Source organism: Streptomyces sp. A012304, assembly GCF_026008495.1.
Classification (GTDB): domain Bacteria; phylum Actinomycetota; class Actinomycetes; order Streptomycetales; family Streptomycetaceae; genus Streptomyces.
The window spans coordinates 178,542-197,561 of the sequence record NZ_BQUN01000188.1 but is presented as its reverse complement, the minus strand read 5'-3'; the positions used below and the strand labels follow the sequence as shown (position 1 = coordinate 197,561).

Genomic DNA, 19,020 nt, shown 5'->3' with positions numbered 1-19,020 from the left:
CCCGGTCGCGTCGTCGGGGGTGGTCCGGCCGGAAGGCGTCCGGGCCGCAACATGACGGCAGGTCACCTCCACGGCAATCCCCGGGAACAGTCCGCCCGTCCGCGATGCTGTCCCCCGTGGAGGTGATCGTCGATGACCGACGAGCAGGACGAGAACAGCTACCGCATCGAGCACGACTCCATGGGCGAGGTCCGTGTCCCCGCGCACGCGAAGTGGCGGGCCCAGACCCAGCGCGCGGTGGAGAACTTCCCCGTCTCCGGGCAGCGCATCGAGCGCGCGCACATCGAGGCGCTGGCCCGGATCAAGGGCGCCGCCGCGAAGGTGAACGCCGAGCTGGGCGTGGTGGACAAGGAGATCGCCCAGGCGATCCAGGAGGCGGCCGCCGAGGTGGCCGAGGGCAGGTGGGACGAGCACTTCCCGGTGGACGTGTTCCAGACCGGGTCGGGGACCTCGTCCAACATGAACACCAACGAGGTCGTGGCGACGCTGGCGAGCGAGCGGCTCGGCCGGGACGTGCACCCCAACGACCACGTCAACGCCTCGCAGTCCTCCAACGACGTCTTCCCCTCCTCCATCCACATCGCGGCCACCGCCGCCGTCACCCGTGACCTGATCCCGGCCCTGGAGCACCTCGCGGCCGCGCTGGAGCGCAAGGCGCGGGAGTTCGCCGACGTCGTGAAGTCGGGGCGGACGCATCTGATGGACGCCACACCCGTGACGCTGGGCCAGGAATTCGGCGGATACGCCGCCCAGGTGCGGTACGGCGTCGAGCGGCTGAAGGCGTCGCTGCCCCGGCTCGCCGAACTGCCGCTGGGCGGCACCGCCGTCGGCACCGGCATCAACACGCCCCCCGGCTTCTCCGCGGCCGTCATCCAGGAGGTCGCGCGCGTCACCGGGCTGCCGCTGACCGAGGCACGCGACCACTTCGAGGCGCAGGGCGCGCGGGACGGCATCGTCGAGACCAGCGGGCAGCTGCGGACCGTCGCCGTCGGACTGACGAAGATCGCCAACGATCTGCGGTGGATGGCGTCCGGCCCGCGGACCGGGCTCGCGGAGATCTCCCTGCCCGACCTCCAGCCGGGATCGTCGATCATGCCCGGCAAGGTCAATCCGGTGATCCCCGAGGCCGTGCTCATGGTCGCCGCGCAGGTCACCGGGAACGACGCCACCGTCGCCGCCGCGGGCGCCGCCGGCAACTTCGAGCTGAACGTGATGCTGCCGGTCATCGCCAAGAACGTGCTGGAGTCGATCCGGCTGCTGGCCAACGTCTCCCGGCTGCTCGCCGACCGCACCGTCGACGGCATCGTCGCGCACCGCGAACGCGCCCGCGAGTACGCCGAGTCGTCGCCGTCCGTGGTCACCCCGCTCAACAAGTACATCGGCTACGAGGAGGCCGCGAAGGTCGCCAAGAAGGCGCTGGCCGAGCGGAAGACCATCCGGCAGACGGTCCTCGAAGGAGGGTATGTGGAGCGCGGCGACCTGACGCTCCACCAGCTCGACGAGGCGCTGGATGTCCTGCGGATGACACACCCGTGACGTTTCGCGCCCGGCGCGCAGAACCGTGACGCGCGCCGCAGCGTCGTATGACCATGGCACCTAATATCTGTGCATGGCAGACGGTGGAGCGATGACACATGTGGGAACGGGCGGTGCGGCGGCCTTCTGGGAGCCCGGGCAGCAGATCCTGTGGCGGTACCGGGAGAACGGCGGCCCGCGCTTCCACATCGCCCGCCCCGTCACCGTCGTCCGGGACGACGAGGAACTGCTCGCCGTGTGGATGGCGCCCGGCACCCAGTGCGTCAAGCCGGTGCTGGCCGACGGCCGGCCGCTGCACCAGGAACCGCTGCACACGCGCTACACCAAGCCGCGGTCCGTGGTGACGGACCGCTGGTTCGGCACGGGTGTGCTGAAGCTGGCCCACCCCGGTCGGCCCTGGTCGGTGTGGCTGTTCTGGGACCCGGGCTGGCAGTTCAAGAACTGGTACGTCAACCTGGAGGAACCGCTGGCCCGTTGGGACGGCGGGGTGGACTCCGAGGACCACTTCCTGGACATCTGCGTGTACCCGGACCGCAGCTGGGACTGGCGCGACGAGGACGAGTTCGCGCAGGCCCAGCAGGACGGTCTGATGGACGCCTCCGCGGCCGAGCGGGTGCGGGAGGCGGGCCGGTCGGCGGTGGAGGTGATCCGCGCGTGGGGGTCACCGTTCAGTGACGGCTGGCAGCACTGGCGCCCGGATCCGTCCTGGGCCGTACCGTTGCTGCCGGAGGACTGGGACCGTATGCCGGCGCACCTGTCCACATGAGACCCTTGATGCGCCCCCGGGCAGGAAACGTAGGATCGTCCTCCGCAAGAGCACTCAGGAGTAACTCCGGCATCGGACGCCGGGTCTGACCGAACGTCACCGAGGGGCGGCAGGACGTGAGCGAGGGGTACGAGGGCAACACCGGCGGGGCCGGCGGCACCGGCCCCACGCGCCGTGCCCGGTCCATCGGTGGCACAGGAACAGCCTTTGGCCGCGCGGGAATTCCGTTCCGGGCACACGTATTCCGGGTATCGGCATTTCTGCGGGACCGACTGCACGCGCGGCGCGCAGCCCCCAACGGACGGATTCGACACGCGTGACGGAGCAGCCCACCTCCTACGAACGCCCCCAGGGCGTGGACCCCACGGACCCTCGCGGGGCGCTCCTGCGTTCCCCGGCCCCCGCATCGCCGGGCTCCTCCGCCTTACCGTCCGCGACCGCCCAGTCCCGAGCCGACGGGTCGCCGGGCATCACCGCGCCGGGCGCCCCGGTCCCCGGCGACAGGGGAAAGGATCCGGCCGGTTCCGACACCGAGCACTCCCAGCCCGAGGCCGCCGAGATGGACAGCCACCGCCCGCGTCCCGCGCCCGAGACCATCCCGGTCCAGCCGGGCGCCGAGCCCCGCTCCGAGCACGGCCCGGGCGCGCAGGAGCGGCGCAGCGGACAAGGGGCGCAGCCCGGCCGGCCCACGCCCATGCGGCGGGACGGCGACCGGCTGCGCTTCGTGGGCGCGGCGACCCGCCGGATCGCCCGTGGCCTGGACCTCGACGAGATCGTGATGGGGCTGTGCCGGGCCACCGTGCCGACGTTCTCCGACGCGATCCTCGTCTATCTGCGCGACCCGCTGCCGGTCGGTGACGAACGGCCCGTCGCGGACCGGGTCGTGCTGCGGCTGCGGCGCACCGACCGGATCCCGGAGGAACGGGACACCGAGACCGGGTTCGCCGCGCTGGCCGTACCGCCGCCCGAGGCGCCGGAGCTGTCCGAGTTGTCGGCGGCGATCGCGGAGCTGTGCGAGGTGCGGCCCGGCGGCGCGCTCACCGAGGTGCTGCGCGGGGTGCGTCCGGTGTTCGCCGACAGCCCGGCCGCCCGCGCCGCGCTGCCCGAACTTCTGGGCGAGGACAGCCAGTTGGAGATCCCGGACGGGCAGCGGGCGATCCTCGCGCCGCTGCGCGGCCGGCGCCGGGTGATCGGCGCGGCCGTCTTCATCCGCCGCCCCGAGCGCATCCCCTTCGAGAACGACGACCTGCTGGTCGCCGCGCAGCTCGCCACGCACAGCGCCCTGGGCATCGACAAGGCGGTGCTGTACGACCGGGAGGCGTACATCGCCGACGAGCTCCAGCGCACGATGCTCCCGGAGACCCTGCCGCGCCCGACGGGCGTGCGCCTGGCCTCCCGTTATCTGCCGGCCGCGGAGACCGCGCGGGTGGGCGGCGACTGGTACGACGCCATCCCGCTGCCGGGCAGCCGGGTGGCGCTGGTGGTGGGCGACGTCATGGGGCACTCCATGACCAGCGCGGCCATCATGGGCCAGCTGCGCACGACCGCGCAGACCCTCGCCGGGCTCGACCTGCCGCCGCAGGAGGTGCTGCACCACCTCGACGAGCAGGCCCAGCGCCTGGGCACCGACCGCATGGCGACCTGCCTGTACGCCGTCTACGACCCGGTATCGCACCGCATCACCATCGCCAACGCCGGCCATCCGCCGCCCGTGCTGCTGCACCTGGGCGGCCGGGCCGAGGTGCTGCGGGTGCCGCCGGGCGCGCCGATCGGGGTCGGCGGCGTCGACTTCGAGGCGGTGGAGCTGGACGCGCCCGCCGGGGCGACGCTGCTGCTGTACACCGACGGCCTGGTGGAGTCCCGGCTGCGGGACGTGGCGACCGGCATAGAGCAGCTGCGCGAGAAGCTCGCGGCGACGGCCCAGCTGACCGGGCCCGACCATCCGCCGCCCCTGGAAGCCCTGTGCGACGAGGTGCTGGACATGCTCGGGCCGGGCGACCGGGACGACGACATCGCGCTGCTCGCCGCCCGCTTCGACGGGATCGCGCCGAGCGATGTGGCGTACTGGTACCTGGATCCGGAGGACGCGGCGCCGGGACGGGCCCGTCGGCTGGCCCGGCGGGCGCTGGCCCGCTGGGGGCTGGAGGAGCTGAGCGACTCCGTCGAGCTGCTGGTGAGCGAGGTCGTCACCAACGCGGTGCGGTACGCCTCGCGGCCGGTGACGTTGCGGCTGCTGCGGACCGATGTGCTGCGCTGCGAGGTCGGGGACGACGTGCCGCAGCTGCCCCGGCTGCGGCAGGCGCGGGCCACGGACGAGGGCGGGCGGGGACTGTTCCTCGTCAACCGGATGGCCCGGCGGTGGGGGGCGACCCGGTTGAGCACCGGGAAGGTCGTCTGGTTCGAGCTGAACCGCAGCTGACGGCCCGAAGAACGCGAGAAGGAGAGGGCGCCCGGTGATCGCACCGGGCGCCCTCTCCTTCTCGTCTGGACGGATGTCCGGCCGGACCTACTGACTCAGTTGCGGATCCAGTGGGTTCTCGGGTTCCTCCGTCGTCGGTTCGCCGGTCGTCGGCGACTCCGTCGGTTCCTGCGTCGTCGGCTCCTCGGACGGCTCCTGCGTCGTCGGTTCCTCGGTGGGCGTCTCCGTCTTCGGGGGCGCGCTGGTCGTCGGGGCCTGCGTGGAAGGCTCCTCCGACGGCTCCTCGGTCACTGACGGCGACGGGGACGGCGTGACGCTCGGCTGGACGGCGGCGCCCTGCGTGGTCTCCAGGTCGAACTTGGAGACCTTGGTGGAGACGCCGAAGGTGTAGTCCGCCCAGATCTGCGCCGGGAAGCCACCGCCGTTGACACGGCCGTCGTCGCCGGTCAGGCCGGTCGTCGCGCCGGTCAGGCTGACCTGGGGGTGCGGCGGCTTCGCCGACTCGCCGAACAGGCCGACCGAGGTGACCAGGTCGGGCGTGTAGGCGGTGAACCAGGCCGACTTGTTGTCGTCGGAGGTACCGGTCTTGCCGGCGACCTTCTGGCCCCTGCGCTCGGGGTTGTCCCGCACGGACTTCTTCGCCGTACCGTCGTCGACCACACCGGTGAGGACCGAGGTCACCGAGTCGGCGGCCTCCCGGCTGATGACCTGCTCGCCGATCGCCTCCTGCGGCTTCACCGCGTGGGCGCTGTTCTCCACCGACTTGATGAGCGTCGGGGTGACCTTCTTGCCGTGGTTGTCGAGGGTCGCGTAGACGCCGGCCATCTGCAGCGGGCTCGCGCCCATCGTGCCGAGGGTCTGCGCGGGCACCGCCTTGAGGTCCTTGGTGTCCATGCCGAGGTCGCTCCCGGTCTTCAGCACCTCGTCCATGCCGACGTCGACGCCCATCTGCGCGAAGACGGAGTTGATGGACTTGTTCATCGCTGTCTGCACGGTGACGTCGCCGTAGTCGACGTCGTCCTCGTTCTCCGGGGCGAAGCCGATGTCGCTGCCGACGACGGGGCGCTTGCTGGTGCCGTCGTAGATCGTGTTGGCGGTGATCTTCTCGCCGTCCTGGGTCTTGGCGCCCTGGTCGAGGGCCGCGGCGAGGATCACCGGCTTGAAGGTGGAGGCCGGCTGGTAGTCGGTGCGGGTGGCGTTGTTCAGGTAGTGCTCGACGTAGTTGACGCCGCCGTACATCGCCACGACCGCGCCCGTCTTCGGGTCCACGGACACCGCGCCGGCCTGGACGTCGCCGTCGACCGGGCGCTTCTTCTTGTCCAGCTTGCTGGTCAGCTGCTCCTTGACGGAGGCCTCCAGCGCCTTCTGCTTCTTCTTGTCGATGTTGAGCGTGATGTTCCAGCCGCCGGCGTTGACCATCGCCTCGGCTTCCTTGCCGCTCTGCGCGACGCCCTGGGCGACGAGCTGCCGCTCCAGCTCGCTGTTGGCCGCGTTCACCAGGTAGCCGACCTGGCCCTCCTGGCCGGGGGCGGCCTTGGGCTGCTTGGGCACCGGGAACGTCATCGTCTGCCGCTCGGCCTTGTCGAGCCAGCCCTCCTCGACCATGTTGTTCAGGACGTAGTTCCAGCGGCGCTGGACCAGCGTCTTGCCGGTCTCGGAGGCGACGGCCCAGTCGTACTGGCTGGGGGCCTGGAGCAGCGCGGCGAGGTAGGCGCCCTGCGCGACGTCGAGCTTCTCGGCGTCGACGCGGTAGTAGGCCTGGGCGGCGGCCTGGATGCCGTAGGCGCCGCGGCCGTAGTAGCTGGTGTTGAGGTAGCCGGCCAGGATGTAGTCCTTGGACTCCTCCCGGTCCAGCTTCAGGGAGATGACCAGTTCCTTCAGCTTGCGCGTGACGGTCTGTTCCTGCGTCAGGTAGTAGTTCTTGACGTACTGCTGGGTGATCGTCGAGCCGCCCTGGGCGCCCTTGCCCATGAGCGTGTTGAGCAGGCCGCGCGCGGTGCCCCTCAGGTCGACGCCGGAGTCGCTGTAGAAGCTCTTGTTCTCGGCGGCGACGAAGGTCCGCTGGACGGCCTTGGGTATCTCGGCGAGGTCGACGTTCTCGCGGTTGAGTTCGCCGTCGCGGGTGAGAAGGGTGCCGTCGCTGTACTTGTAGATGTTGCTCTGCAGCTTGGCCTCGGCGTTGGCCGCGGGGATCGGCGTCGTCATGTACAGCACGATGAAGGCGCCGATGACGAGCAGGCAGAGGCCGAGGAAGGTACCGAGGACCTTCTTCCAGGTGAACAGCCGGCGTATACGGCCCTTGCCGCCCTTGGCTCCCTGGCCGCCCTTTGCGCCCTTCTTGGCGCTCCTGCGGGCCGCCGCGCGACCGCCTCCGGCGGAGCTCTCGGTGGCCCCCGTCGCCGTGTCGGCGGGTGCCGCGCTCTCGGCCGTGGCCACCGACTCGTTGCGCGAGGGGGGAGCCGCCGCCCGCGACGAGCGGTTCTTGGGCGCCGCGCGGCGGCCACCACGCTGTCGCGCTCGTCTCTCTTCCGCTCGTCCCATGAGTCCGCTCGCTCCGCTTCCTACTCGGCATTCACACCAGTGCCCGGAGGCAGGTCAGCTCAGAAAGCTAACACCGCTCTCTATGACAAAGGGCGTTCGATCGGGTCCCGGGCGGGCGTGAGAATCAGCACCCCGCTCGATGGAACCGGCACGCCTCTCCACCGGAACCGACGTACGAGAGCCGCTCAGGGTTGCCATGTCCCAGAAAAGTGATATCACTTAGCTAGGCAGAAGATAACGCGGGCCCACGGACACTCCGGCGGGGCGCGAGAAACGGGGGACCCCCATGACCAGGCACGATCTGTCGGCCACCGTCGACACACCCGACATGCCCGCCCCGCGCGTGCGGGAATTCCCGGCGCGCAGCATGAGCGGCGGGTCGGCCCTGCTGCTCGGGCTGCTCGGGCTGATGGCCGGCGCGGGGCTGATCGTCGCGGGCGGCACGGCGGTGGACGCGACCGGCGCCCGGGGCGCGCTGATCGCCGGCGGCGTCGTGGTCGCGCTCGCCGCGTTCCTCTCGCTGTGCGGGCTGAACACCGTGGCGCCGGGCGAGGCCCGCGTGGTGCAGCTCTTCGGGCGCTACCGGGGCACCATCCGCGAGGACGGACTGCGCTGGGTCAACCCCTTCACCTCCCGGGAGAAGATCTCCACCCGCGTCCGCAACCACGAGACGGCGGTCCTGAAGGTCAACGACGCCTACGGCAACCCGATCGAGCTGGCCGCGGTCGTGGTGTGGAAGGTGGAGGACACCGCGCAGGCCGTGTTCGAGGTGGACGACTACTTCGAGTTCGTCTCCACCCAGACCGAGGCCGCCGTCCGGCACATCGCCATCGAGTACCCCTACGACGCCCACGACGAGAGCGCGCTCTCGCTGCGCGGCAACGCCGAGGAGATCACCGAGAAGCTCGCGCTCGAACTGCACGCGCGCGTGGAGGCGGCCGGTGTGCAGATCATCGAGTCCCGGTTCACGCACCTCGCCTACGCTCCGGAGATCGCCTCCGCGATGCTCCAGCGGCAGCAGGCGGGCGCGGTGGTCGCGGCGCGCCGGGAGATCGTGGACGGCGCGGTCGGCATGGTGGAGGCGGCGCTCAGCCGGATCGCCGAGCAGGACATCGTGGAACTGGACGAGGAACGGAAGGCGGCGATGGTGTCCAACCTGATGGTGGTGCTGTGCGGGGACCGCTCCCCCCAGCCGGTGCTCAACACCGGGACCCTCTACCAGTGACCCCGCCCGCGGATCCTTCGGAAGGGGCTGTGCCCAAGCGGCGGCCGCAGCAGCGCAAGCAGGTGCTGCTGCGGCTGGATCCGCTGGTGTACGACGCGCTGGCCCGCTGGGCCTCGGACGAACTGAGGTCGGCGAACGCGCAGATCGAGTTCCTGCTGCGGAAGGCGTTGCAGGACGCGGGGAGGCTGCCGGGCGAGGCCCGGCCCATCCCGCGCCGTGGACGCCCGCCCGGGGGCTCCGCCCCGGGGCCCTCACCGGAGTGACCGGCCGGGGGCGGCGGCCGACGCTGTGACGAACCTGTGACAATCGGCCCCGACCTGCGCACCGCCACCCCCGGCCACCACCTCCGCACACGGCGTATGCACACGGCGTATACACCGCGTGTAGAGTCCACCGCATGTCCATCGGTCACACCCTCCTGGGACTCCTGGAGTCCGGGCCCCGACACGGCTACGACCTGAAGCGGGCCTTCGACGAGAAGTTCGGTCACGACCGGCCGCTGCACTACGGCCAGGTCTACTCGACGATGTCCCGCCTGCTGAAGCACGGGTTCGTCGAGGTCGACGGCATCGAGCCCGGCGACGGTCCGGAGCGCAAGCGGTACGCCATCACCGACGCCGGCATCACCGACGTCACCCGCTGGCTCGCCACCCCCGAGAAGCCCGAGCCGTACCTCCAGTCGACGCTGTACACGAAGGTCGTCCTCGCGCTGCTCACCCACCGGGACGCGGCCGAAATCCTGGACGCGCAGCGCGCGGAGCACCTGCGCGGCATGCGCATCCTCACCGACCGCAAACGCCGGGGCGACCTCGCCGACCAGCTGATCTGCGACCACGCGCTGTTCCATCTGGAGGCCGATCTGCGCTGGCTGGAACTGACCGCCGCGCGCCTCGACAAGCTGCGCACGGCGGTGACCGCGTGACCGCTCCCGCGGGCTCGCTGCTCGCCGCCGAGGGCCTGCGCAAGGCGTACGGGCCGACCCTGGCGCTGGACGGCGCCGAGTTCTCCATCCACCCCGGCGAGGTCGTCGCCGTGATGGGCCCCTCCGGGTCCGGCAAGTCCACGCTGCTGCACTGCCTCGCTGGCATCGTCACGCCCGACGCGGGCTCGATCCTCTACGACGGGCAGGAGCTGGCCACGATGAGCGACGCCCGGCGCAGTGCGCTCCGGCGCTCGGAGTTCGGGTTCGTGTTCCAGTTCGGGCAGCTCGTGCCGGAGCTGACCTGTGTGGAGAACGTGGCGCTGCCGCTCCGGCTGAACGGCACCCCGCGCAAGCGGGCCGAGCAGGCCGCGCTCGCCTGGATGGAACGGCTGGAGGTCGACGACGTGCGCGCGAAGCGGCCCGGGGAGGTCTCCGGCGGGCAGGGACAGCGGGTCGCGGTGGCGCGCTCACTGGTCACCGGCCCCCGGGTGGTGTTCGCCGACGAGCCGACCGGCGCGCTGGACTCGTTCAACGGCGAGCGCGTGATGGAACTGCTCACCGACGCGGCCCGGTCCGCCAACACGGCCGTGGTCCTGGTCACGCACGAGGCCCGGGTGGCCGCCTACTCCGACCGCGAGATCGTCGTACGGGACGGGAAGTCCCGGGACATGGAGCGCGTCGTATGAGGCTGCGGCAGTGGGCCGGGGATCTGGCCCTAGGAGTGCGGTTCGCCGTCGCCGGCGGACGCGAGGGCTGGTCCCGGGCCGTGCTGACGGCCGTCGGCGTCGGGCTCGGAGTGGCGCTGCTGCTGCTCACCACCGCCATCCCGAACGCGCTGGCGGAGCGGAACCGGCGGGAGGAGGCACGCAGCGACCACAGCTGGAGCCAGCAGGAGATACCGAAGGCCGACGACACGCTGATCGTGCTGGACGCGGACACCTCCTTCCGGTACCAGGAGGTGCGCGGGCGCCTGCTGGAGGCGGAAGGTCCGCGGGCCCCGCTGCCGCCGGGGGTCGCGGCGTTCCCGGCGGCGGGCGAGATGGTCGTCTCCCCCGCTCTGAAGGAGCTGCTCGCCTCCGACAGCGGGAAGCTGCTCAAAGAACGGCTGCCCTACCGGATCGCCGGCACCATCGGCGAACAGGGCCTCGTCGGCTCCCAGGAGCTGGCCTACTACGCGGGCGGCAAGGGGCTCGCGGACCATCTCGACCGGACCAGCGGAGCGCGGATCGACGGCTTCGGCGGCCAGGACCAGCCGTCGTCCGACCCCTGGGACCCGATCCTGCTCCTGCTGGTCCTGGTGGTGTTCGTGGTGCTGCTGATGCCGGTCGCGGTGTTCATCGCCGCTGCCGTGCGGTTCGGCGGCGAGCGGCGCGACCGACGGCTCGCGGCGCTGCGGCTGGTCGGCTCCGACAACCGGATGACGCGGCGGATCGCCGCCGGCGAGGCGCTCGCCGGGTCCGTGCTCGGCCTGGTCCTCGGGACCGTCTTCTTCCTGATCGGGCGTCGGATCGCCAGCTCCTTCGAGCTCTTCCGGGTCAGCGTGTTCCCGAGCTATCTGAACCCCTCACCCGCGCTCGCCGCGCTCGTCGCGGTCGCGGTGCCGACGGCCGCGGTCCTGGTGACCTTGTTCGCCCTGCGCAGAGTGGTCATCGAACCCCTCGGCGTGTTCCGTACGGCCAGGCCCACGCGACACCGGCTGTGGTGGCGGCTGCTGCTGCCGCTGGCCGGACTCGCGCTGCTCTACCCGATGGTCGGACAGGGCCGGGACGACGGGGAGTTCAACCAGTACCTGGTCGTCGGGGGTGTCATGCTCCTGCTCGTCGGGGTCACGGCGCTGCTGCCGTGGTTCGTCGAGACGGTCGTCGCCCGCCTCGGCTCGGGCGGCGTCGCCTGGCAACTGGCGGTACGACGGCTTCAGTTGAGCAGTGGCTCGGCGGCCCGCACGGTCAACGGCATCGCGGTCGCGGTGGCCGGGGCGATCGCGTTGCAGATGCTGTTCGCGGGAGTGGAGGACCAGTTCACCCAGGCCTCGGGGTACGACGTCTCCCGGGCCCAGATGCAGGTGGGCGTGGAGCACGGCACGGAACTCGCCGCCGCGGCCGAGGAGTTCCGCGAGACCAAGGGTGTCCGCCAGGTCACCGCGCTGAGCGAGGGGTGGATCGGCGACCGGGTCGACGAGCCGACCGCGATGACCGCGTTCACCGTCGGCGACTGCGCGTCCCTGCGCGAGGTGGCCACGCTGCCGTCCTGCCGTGACGGCGAGGTCTTCGCGCTGAGCGGCGGCGAGCAGGACACCGAGACGCCCCAGCTGGCCGTGCCCGGCAAGACCCTGTGGGCCGGCGGCGCGGACGTCGGACGGCCCGACGATCCGCCGGTCTCCTGGACCGTGCCGCGGGACATTCGGCCCGCCCAGTCCCGCGAGGATCCCACCGGCAACCTGCGCGGCGGCTTCCTGATCACCCCCGCGGCGCTGCCCGCCGGGCTCGCGACGTTCGCCAAGGGGGAGCTCTACCTGAGCCTCGACCGTTCCGAAGCGGACGCTTATGAGCACGCGCGCAACACGGCCGCGCGGATCGACCTGTTCTCCCAGCCCATGACCTGGTCGACGGTCGAACGCTCCGACCGCTACGAGTCCATCCGCACCGGCCTGTCGGTCGGCGCCGCCTGTGTGCTGGCGCTGATCGGCGCGAGTCTGCTGGTCTCCCAGCTGGAGCAGCTGCGTGAACGCCGCAAGCTGCTGTCGTCCCTGGTGGCCTTCGGCACCCGGCGGCGCACGCTGAGCCTGTCGGTGCTCTGGCAGACGGTCGTCCCGATCGGTCTGGGCCTGCTGCTGGCGTCCACGGTCGGTGTGACCCTGGGCGCGGTGCTGCTGCGCATGACGAACACCCCGGTGCGGGTCGACTGGTCGAGCGTGCTGATGATGACCGGCACCGGCGCGGCGGTCTCGCTGCTGGTCACCGTGCTGAGCCTGCCGCCGCTGCTGCGGCTGATGCGGCCGGACGGTCTGCGCACGGAGTGAGAGACGGACCGGCACCCGGCCCCACCGGGACGGGCGCCGGTTCTCGCTTTCGGCAGGCCGCAGTGACCGCCGTGGCGGCGGGTCTCCGTGGCCGCCGTGGCGGCGGTTCTCAGTGAACGCCGTCGAGGACCCGCACCGGCAACGGCCTCAGGGCCTCCCGCAGTGCCTGCGCCAGTTCCTCGTACTCCGCGCCGCGGGCCGCGCCCGAGCGCATGGCGAGGGCGATACGGCGGGTGGGGGCCGGGTCGGTGAAGTCGGCGGTGAGGAGGTGGGTGCTGCGGCTGGTCTCGACGGTGACGGCGGTGCGGGGCAGCAGGGTGCAGCCGAGGCCCCCGGCGACGAGCTGGACGAGGGTGGACAGGCCGGCGGCCGTGGTGGTCACCGGGGCGTCCGCCCGCCCGGCCTCCCGGCAGATGTCGAGGGCCTGGTCGCGCAGGCAGTGCCCCTCGTCGAGGAGCAGCAGGTTGAGCTCCTTCAGCACCTCGCGCGCGATGCCCTGCCGGCCGCCGAGCGGGTGCCCGGGCGGGGTGACGAGCACGAAGTCCTCGTCGAACAAGGGCAGTTCGACCACTCCGGGCACCCCGAGCGGCACGGCGAGCAACAGCAGGTCGAGCCGGCCGGTGTTCAGACCGTCGACGAGGGCGGCGGTCTGCTCCTCGTGGACCTGGAGGTCGAGGTGCGGATAGCGGTCGTGGACCAGGCGCAGCACGGTGGGCAGGAGGTACGGCGCGACGGTCGGGATGACCCCGAGGCGCAGCACCCCGGTGAACGGCGCCCGGAGCGCCTCGGCCTCCGCGAGCAGCGCCCCCACCTCCGCCAGTACCGCCCTGGCCCGTACGGCGAGCCGCTCGCCGGCCGGCGAGAGCAGCACCTTGCGGGTCGTACGCTCCAGGAGGGTCACCCCGAGCGTCTCCTCCAGTGCGGAGACCGCGCCGGACAGGGCGGGCTGGCTCATGCCGAGGGCGGCGGCCGCGTCCCGGAAGTGCAGGTGCTCGGCGACGGCCGCGAAGGCCCGCAGCTGCGCGAGACTGGGCTGCCGCCTCTTGACCCCGGAATTACTCACAGTCACTGATAACTTCCTCCGATCACCATGACCAAGTGTAGCGATTTCTCTAATCAATGCACCCTGTGCCAGCATCGGAACAGTCCAACCCATGGGAAACGTCCGCGATCCGGACGCTTCTTCGCTGCAAGGAGAGCGTGTGCTCACTGTCGGTGACAAGTTCCCCGAGTTCGAACTGACCGCCTGCGTCTCGCTGGAGAAGGGCAAGGAGTTCGAGCAGATCCACCACAAGTCCTACGAGGGCAAGTGGCTCGTGGTCTTCGCGTGGCCGAAGGACTTCACCTTCGTGTGCCCGACCGAGATCGCCGCGTTCGGCAAGCTGAACGACGAGTTCGCCGACCGCGACGCGCAGATCCTCGGCTTCTCCGGTGACTCGGAGTTCGTCCACCACGCCTGGCGCAAGGACCACCCGGACCTGACGGACCTGCCGTTCCCGATGATGGCCGACTCCAAGCACGAGCTGATGCGCGACCTCGGCATCGAGGGTGAGGACGGCTTCGCGCAGCGCGCCGTCTTCGTCGTCGACCCGAACCGCGAGATCCAGTTCACGATGGTCACCGCGGGCTCCGTCGGCCGGAACCCCAAGGAGGTCCTGCGGGTCCTGGACGCCCTGCAGACCGACGAGCTGTGCCCGTGCAACTGGACCAAGGGCGAGGACACCCTCGACCCGGTCAAGCTGCTGGCCGGGGAGTGAGCCGACATGTCCCTCGACTCCCTGAAGTCCCGCATACCGGACTACGCCAAGGACCTGAAGCTCAACCTGGGTTCGGTCATCGGCAACTCCGACCTGCCCGCGCAGCAGCTGTGGGGCACGGTCCTCGCGACCGCGATCGCCGCGCGCTCCCCGATCGTCCTGCGCGAGCTGGAGCCGGAGGCGAAGGCGAACCTCGCGCCGGAGGCGTACACCGCCGCGAAGTCCGCCGCCGCGGTGATGGCGATGAACAACGTCTTCTACCGCACCCGTCACCTGCTGTCCGACCACGAGTACGGCAACCTGCGGGCGGGCCTGCGGATGAACGTCATCGGCAACCCCGGCGTCGACAAGGTCGACTTCGAGCTGTGGTCGTTCGCGGTGTCCGCGATCAACGGCTGCGGCATGTGCCTCGACTCGCACGAGCAGGTGCTGCGCAAGGCGGGCGTCGAGCGTGAGGTGATCCAGGAGGCGTTCAAGATCGCCTCGGTGATCCAGGCGGTCGGCGTCACCCTCGACGCGGAGGCCGTTCTCTCCGAGTGACGCCGGTTCCGGCGGGCCCCGTCCACCTCGGTGGGCGGGGCCTCGCGCTTTCTACGGGGAGCCGCCGCCCGTGGGCCCCGATGGGGCCTCCTCCTCGGCCGCCGGACGCTCCGAGCCGCCCGCACGGGCTGATCCACCGTCACCGTCGCCCGTGCGGACCGGCGCCGCCTCCGCCGCCGTCGCCGCCGGTGGGCGCGGCGCCTGGCGCACGGTCGCCTCACGGGAGTACGCGTGCAGATAGCCCACCACCGTGTTGGTCACCGCGACCAGCGGTACGGCCACCACCGCGCCGCCGATGCCGGCGATCATGCCGCCGGCGGCCACCGTCAGCACCACCGCCAGCGGATGGACGCGCACCGCCCGCCCGAGGATGAACGGCTGGAGGATGTGCCCCTCGATCTGCTGCACGGCCAGCACGACGACCAGCGTCATCACCGCCGTGAACACACCCTGTGTCACCAGCGCCACCACCACCGCCAGCGCGCCGGAGGCCACCGCGCCGACCAGCGGGATGAAGGAGAACAGGAAGATGAAGACGGCGAGCGGGACGGCCATGGGCACGTCGAGGAAGTAGATGCCCAGGCCGATGAAGATCGCGTCGATCAACGCCACTATCACCGTGCCGCGGACATACGCGGTGAGCGTGGCCCAGGCCCGCGGGCCCGCGCCCGCCACACCCGGACGGGCCGCCGCCGGCACCAGCTTGAGCGTCCACTGCCAGATGCGCTTGCCGTCGTAGAGCAGGAACAGCGTCGAGAAGAACGCCAGCAGGATGCCGGTGAGCGCCTCGACGACGACGGTGACGCCCTCCAGGCCCGCCGAGGTGATCTCGTCGGTGTTGGCGCCGACCGCCTCGCGCAGGTTCTGGGCGATGCCGTTGATCTGCTTGTCGGTGACGTGGAAGGGGCTGTTGAGCAGCCACAGGCGCAGATCGTCGATGCCGTCCTGGACCTGGTCGGAGAGATCGTCGATGTTCTCCATGACCTGCCAGGTCACGAACCAGCCCATCAGGCCGATGACGACGAACCCGAGGATCGCCGTGAGCGCGGTCGCGGGGCCCCGCGGCACCCCGAGGTGCTTGAGCCGGGCCACGGTGGGCTCCAGCAGGGCGGTCAGCAGCAGCGCCACCACGAAGGCCAGGACGACCAGTTGGATCGCGCTGATGACCTTCATCAGGATCCAGACGGTGCCCGCGAGCACCAGCAGCCGCCAGCCCGCCTCGGCGGCGACCCGGACACCCCACGGCACGACCTGCGCGGGATCGGGGCGCGGCGCGGGCGACGGCAGCTCCTCCACCGGCGCCGAGTCGGTCTCGAGCGACGCCGGTTCGCGTGCGTCGGCCTCCCGGGTCTCCCGCTCGGCCCTCGCGCGGCGTTCGTCGAGCCGCGCTCCCATCTCGGTCAGACCGGCGCCGATCCTGCCGAGCCACCCTGGAACTCGCGACATGATCCGTCCTCTTCCCCCGTCCGTCTCCACCACTCCCCCTGGAGTCGCCGGCTTACGACCGTACATGGCGAAAGCCCCTCCCCTGGGACGGGGAGGGGCTGCGCGAGGTCGAGCGGTGGTGAGGCCGGCTCAGTACCAGTGGTTGGCCTGCCAGAACGCCCAGGCGTCACAGGGACTGCCGTAGCGCTCGTTCATGTAGTTGAGGCCCCACTTGATCTGGGTGGCCGGGTTGGTGCGCCAGTCGGCGCCCGCGGAGGCGTACTTGCCGGCGGGCAGCGCCTGGAAGAGGCCGTACGCGCCGGAGGAGGGGTTGACGGCCTGGGGGTTCCAGTCGGACTCGTGGTCCACGATGTTGCTGAAGCACTGGAACTGGCCGCTGGGCACCATCTGCTGCGCCATCGCCTGGATCTCGGCGATGCTGTAGGAGCTCTTGATCGGGAAGTCCGAGGCGCTGCGGCTCGCCGCCGCCTTGAGCTCGGCGCGCTCCTTGGCTTCCTCGGCCGCCTTCTCGGCGGCTTCCTTCTTCGCGATGGCCGTCTTGGCGGCGGCCTTGCGAGCCGCTTCCTCCGCGTCCTTCTTGGCGCTCTCGTCCGCGGCGATCGCCTGGACACTGGCCTGCTGCGTCAGGGAAGCGGTCTGTACCTGGGCCTGGTAGCCGACGGGTATGTCCGCGAGGAGCGTCGAGTCGCTTGCCGTCGCTTCTGCGTCGTTGGTCTGCGCGGTGCTGCCCGAGGCAACGCCGACGACGCTTCCGACAGCGGTGACCGCCGTGGCCGAGGCCACTGCGAATCCCCGGACCGAGATCCGGCTCACACGGTTTTCCTTCCAGCATCGCCCGCTTCGGTGACCCTGGCGGACGCAATCGTGCCCCTGACGCTGGCCTCCCAACTGCGGGGTCACGGGAGGCACGGGCCCGGTGGGCAACTCCCGCTGGGGAGCGCCGCGTGGTGCACGGGCGGCATACGACGGTCGATATGGAGTTGGCGGTGGTGCTGATGAGGTTCTGTGCCGCTGGGGGTACAGGTGTGTCGTATGCGGGGCCTGACAGGAGTGAGACTCTGCCGTAACCGAATGCCGCAAGGCAATTCCCGGTTGCGTGTGAAAGCTCACATCCGGTTTGACCCCAGGGATTTCCTCGTTCGCCCACACGCGAAGGCGCCGCCCGACTAGGCTCACAGCCTTTGTCGGACGGCGCCAACTACCGAGCGACCCCGATGAATTCGGTCAGGACGGTCAGATCTGCCCGTCCTCCAGCATTTCGGTCACAAGGGCGGCGATCTGGGACCTCTCGGACCGGTTCAGGGTGACGTGCGCGAAAAGCGGATGCCCCTTCAGTTTCTCCACCACGGCGACGACACCGTCATAACGGCCGACTCGCAAATTGTCCCTTTGCGCCACGTCATGGGTCAGAACGACCCGGGAATTGGCGCCGATCCGGGACAGAACGGTCAGCAGGACATTCCGTTCCAGCGACTGGGCCTCGTCCACGATCACGAACGCGTCGTGCAGGGAGCGGCCGCGGATGTGGGTGAGGGGGAGGACCTCCAGCATGCCGCGGGCGGTGACCTCCTCGATGACCTCGCGCGAGGTGACCGCCGAGAGGGTGTCGAAGACCGCCTGAGCCCAGGGGCTCATCTTCTCGGCCTCGCTGCCCGGCAGATAGCCGAGCTCCTGCCCGCCCACCGCGTACAGCGGCCGGAAGACCATCACCTTCTGGTGCTGGCGGCGCTCCAGGACCGCCTCCAGACCCGCGCAGAGCGCGAGCGCCGACTTGCCGGTGCCGGCCCGGCCGCCCATCGAGACGATCCCGACGTCCGGGTCGAGCAGCAGGTCGAGCGCGATCCGCTGCTCGGCGCTGCGGCCCTTGATGCCGAACGCCTCACGATCGCCGCGCACCAGACGGACGTTGCCCTCGGGCGTCACCCGGCCCAGCGCCTTGCCGCGCTCGGACTGGATGGTCAGGCCGGTGTGCACGGGCAGGTCGGCGGCTTCCGGGACGTACACGTGGCCTTCCTCGAAGAGGACGTCCACCTGCTCGCCGGGGAGCGTGAGTTCGGACATTCCGGTCCAGCCGGAGGCGTCCGTGATGGCGAGCTCCGCGCGGTACTCCTCGGCGAGGAGTCCGACGGAGGAGGCCTTGATCCTGAGCGGGAGGTCCTTCGATACGACGGTGACGTCGAACCCCTCGGCCTGCAGATTGCGGGCGACCGCGAGGATGCGTGAGTCGTTGTCCCCCAGGCGGTAGCCGGTGGGCAGCACGCTGGGGTCCGAGTGGTTGAGCTCGACACGGATGGTCCCGCCCAGCTCCCCGATCGGGATGGGGGCGTCGAGGCGTCCGTACTTCACCCGGTAGTCGTCGAGCAGGCGCAGCGCCTGCCGGGCGAAATAGCCGAGTTCGGGATGGTGCCGCTTGGCCTCCAGTTCCGTGACCACGACGATGGGGAGCACGACCTCGTGCTCGTCGAAGCGGGTCAGGGCGTTCGGGTCGGCCAGCAGGACGCTGGTGTCGAGAACGTAGGTGCGCCGGTCGGGCTTGTGGCGCTTTGTGCTGGTCACCACGGAAGGACGTACCCCCTCGGATGAGGTCGGGGAGCGACGGAGTGGAGGCCGGGAGGGCGGGCGGGAGCGAGCCGGCCGGAGTCCAGCCGCCTCGCGGGGGCCGAAAACCGGCCCTCCGCTGCGTCCGTGCTGACCGCACGATCGGGCTGATGCAAAGGGCCTCCCGGGCGGACGGCCCCGTGCCGTCCGCTGAGATCCGACACCCGTGGTTCGGGCGTCGACCTGCTTGGCTTATGCCCTCGAACGCGCGCCGCCATGCCACGGCATATGACGGCGCGCGGGTGAACTCC

Annotated in this window: 15 protein-coding genes; 10 read left to right on the top strand and 5 right to left on the bottom strand. The window is 71.0% G+C overall.

Annotation, left to right across the window (positions count from 1 at the left end; all coding sequences use genetic code 11):
* The first annotated feature begins 132 nt into the window (after positions 1 to 132).
* The 3 genes from ALMP_RS38890 (at position 133) to ALMP_RS38880 (ending at position 4,721) form a co-directional block, all read left to right on the top strand.
* On the top strand, positions 133 to 1,536 hold the full coding sequence (locus ALMP_RS38890) for a class II fumarate hydratase (RefSeq protein ID WP_264936700.1): 1,404 nt from the start codon (positions 133 to 135) through the stop codon (positions 1,534 to 1,536).
* A gap of 91 nt (positions 1,537 to 1,627) precedes the next feature.
* Positions 1,628 to 2,302 carry a DUF402 domain-containing protein gene (locus ALMP_RS38885; RefSeq protein ID WP_264936699.1) on the top strand — a complete coding sequence of 225 codons (675 nt, stop codon included), beginning with the start codon at positions 1,628 to 1,630 and terminating at the stop codon, positions 2,300 to 2,302.
* Between the two features lie 316 nt (positions 2,303 to 2,618).
* A complete protein-coding gene (locus ALMP_RS38880) occupies positions 2,619 to 4,721 on the top strand; it encodes a SpoIIE family protein phosphatase (RefSeq protein WP_264936698.1) in 2,103 nt (700 codons plus the stop codon).
* A gap of 87 nt (positions 4,722 to 4,808) precedes the next feature.
* Here ALMP_RS38880 and ALMP_RS38875 read toward each other — a convergent pair whose 3' ends face one another.
* The gene (locus ALMP_RS38875; RefSeq protein ID WP_264936697.1) at positions 4,809 to 7,262 is read right to left on the bottom strand and encodes a transglycosylase domain-containing protein; all 2,454 of its coding nucleotides are present in this window, start codon (positions 7,260 to 7,262) and stop codon (positions 4,809 to 4,811) included.
* 286 nt (positions 7,263 to 7,548) lie between these two features.
* Here ALMP_RS38875 and ALMP_RS38870 point away from each other — a divergent pair, with 286 nt between their 5' ends.
* The 5 genes from ALMP_RS38870 to ALMP_RS38850 all read left to right on the top strand — a co-directional run bounded on the left by ALMP_RS38870 (position 7,549) and on the right by ALMP_RS38850 (position 12,428).
* Positions 7,549 to 8,487: an SPFH domain-containing protein gene (locus ALMP_RS38870; protein ID WP_264936696.1), complete on the top strand. Its 939-nt coding sequence runs from the start codon at positions 7,549 to 7,551 to the stop codon at positions 8,485 to 8,487.
* Positions 8,484 to 8,750, top strand: coding sequence for a hypothetical protein (locus tag ALMP_RS38865; RefSeq protein WP_264936695.1), 267 nt, complete (start codon positions 8,484 to 8,486; stop codon positions 8,748 to 8,750). Before ALMP_RS38870 ends, ALMP_RS38865 begins: the two co-directional genes overlap by 4 nt.
* A gap of 134 nt (positions 8,751 to 8,884) precedes the next feature.
* On the top strand, positions 8,885 to 9,409 hold the full coding sequence (locus ALMP_RS38860) for a PadR family transcriptional regulator (protein ID WP_264936694.1): 525 nt from the start codon (positions 8,885 to 8,887) through the stop codon (positions 9,407 to 9,409).
* Complete coding sequence (locus ALMP_RS38855) at positions 9,406 to 10,095, top strand: ABC transporter ATP-binding protein (RefSeq protein WP_264936693.1); 690 nt, start codon at positions 9,406 to 9,408, stop codon at positions 10,093 to 10,095. The genes ALMP_RS38860 and ALMP_RS38855 overlap by 4 nt, the downstream gene beginning before the upstream one ends.
* Positions 10,092 to 12,428 (top strand): ABC transporter permease, encoded by a 2,337-nt coding sequence (locus tag ALMP_RS38850; protein ID WP_264936692.1) that lies wholly within the window; start codon positions 10,092 to 10,094, stop codon positions 12,426 to 12,428. The genes ALMP_RS38855 and ALMP_RS38850 overlap by 4 nt, the downstream gene beginning before the upstream one ends.
* Before the next feature lie 109 nt (positions 12,429 to 12,537).
* Here the strand turns inward: ALMP_RS38850 and ALMP_RS38845 are convergent, their stop codons facing one another.
* A complete protein-coding gene (locus ALMP_RS38845) occupies positions 12,538 to 13,497 on the bottom strand; it encodes a LysR substrate-binding domain-containing protein (protein WP_264936691.1) in 960 nt (319 codons plus the stop codon).
* A 133-nt stretch (positions 13,498 to 13,630) separates the two neighbouring features.
* Here ALMP_RS38845 and ALMP_RS38840 point away from each other — a divergent pair, with 133 nt between their 5' ends.
* Both ALMP_RS38840 and ALMP_RS38835 read left to right on the top strand, forming a co-directional pair.
* Positions 13,631 to 14,185: a peroxiredoxin gene (locus ALMP_RS38840; RefSeq protein WP_264936690.1), complete on the top strand. Its 555-nt coding sequence runs from the start codon at positions 13,631 to 13,633 to the stop codon at positions 14,183 to 14,185.
* A 6-nt stretch (positions 14,186 to 14,191) separates the two neighbouring features.
* Positions 14,192 to 14,725, top strand: a complete 534-nt coding sequence (locus tag ALMP_RS38835; protein ID WP_264936689.1) for an alkyl hydroperoxide reductase — start codon at positions 14,192 to 14,194, stop codon at positions 14,723 to 14,725.
* Between the two features lie 51 nt (positions 14,726 to 14,776).
* On the opposite strand, the gene ALMP_RS38830 is transcribed toward ALMP_RS38835, so the two are convergent.
* The 3 genes from ALMP_RS38830 to ALMP_RS38820 form a co-directional block, all read right to left on the bottom strand.
* Positions 14,777 to 16,171, bottom strand: coding sequence for an AI-2E family transporter (locus ALMP_RS38830; protein ID WP_264936688.1), 1,395 nt, complete (start codon positions 16,169 to 16,171; stop codon positions 14,777 to 14,779).
* 129 nt (positions 16,172 to 16,300) lie between these two features.
* Entirely contained in the window at positions 16,301 to 16,984 is a 684-nt protein-coding gene (locus ALMP_RS38825) for a lytic transglycosylase domain-containing protein (protein WP_264936687.1), read from the bottom strand.
* Positions 16,985 to 17,404: 420 nt separating this feature from the next.
* A complete protein-coding gene (locus ALMP_RS38820) occupies positions 17,405 to 18,730 on the bottom strand; it encodes a PhoH family protein (protein WP_264936686.1) in 1,326 nt (441 codons plus the stop codon).
* Between the last annotated feature and the right edge of the window lie 290 nt (positions 18,731 to 19,020).

Excerpts from the sequence above, each read along its gene's own strand:
- ALMP_RS38890 (WP_264936700.1), top strand. The coding sequence starts at position 133 with ATGACCGACGAGCAGGACGAGAACAGCTACCGCATCGAGCACGACTCC.
- ALMP_RS38885 (WP_264936699.1), top strand. The coding sequence starts at position 1,628 with ATGACACATGTGGGAACGGGCGGTGCGGCGGCCTTCTGGGAGCCCGGG.
- ALMP_RS38875 (WP_264936697.1), bottom strand. The coding sequence starts at position 7,262 with ATGGGACGAGCGGAAGAGAGACGAGCGCGACAGCGTGGTGGCCGCCGC.
- ALMP_RS38870 (WP_264936696.1), top strand. The coding sequence starts at position 7,549 with ATGACCAGGCACGATCTGTCGGCCACCGTCGACACACCCGACATGCCC.
- ALMP_RS38860 (WP_264936694.1), top strand. The coding sequence starts at position 8,885 with ATGTCCATCGGTCACACCCTCCTGGGACTCCTGGAGTCCGGGCCCCGA.
- ALMP_RS38850 (WP_264936692.1), top strand. The coding sequence starts at position 10,092 with ATGAGGCTGCGGCAGTGGGCCGGGGATCTGGCCCTAGGAGTGCGGTTC.
- ALMP_RS38835 (WP_264936689.1), top strand. The coding sequence starts at position 14,192 with ATGTCCCTCGACTCCCTGAAGTCCCGCATACCGGACTACGCCAAGGAC.
- ALMP_RS38830 (WP_264936688.1), bottom strand. The coding sequence starts at position 16,171 with ATGTCGCGAGTTCCAGGGTGGCTCGGCAGGATCGGCGCCGGTCTGACC.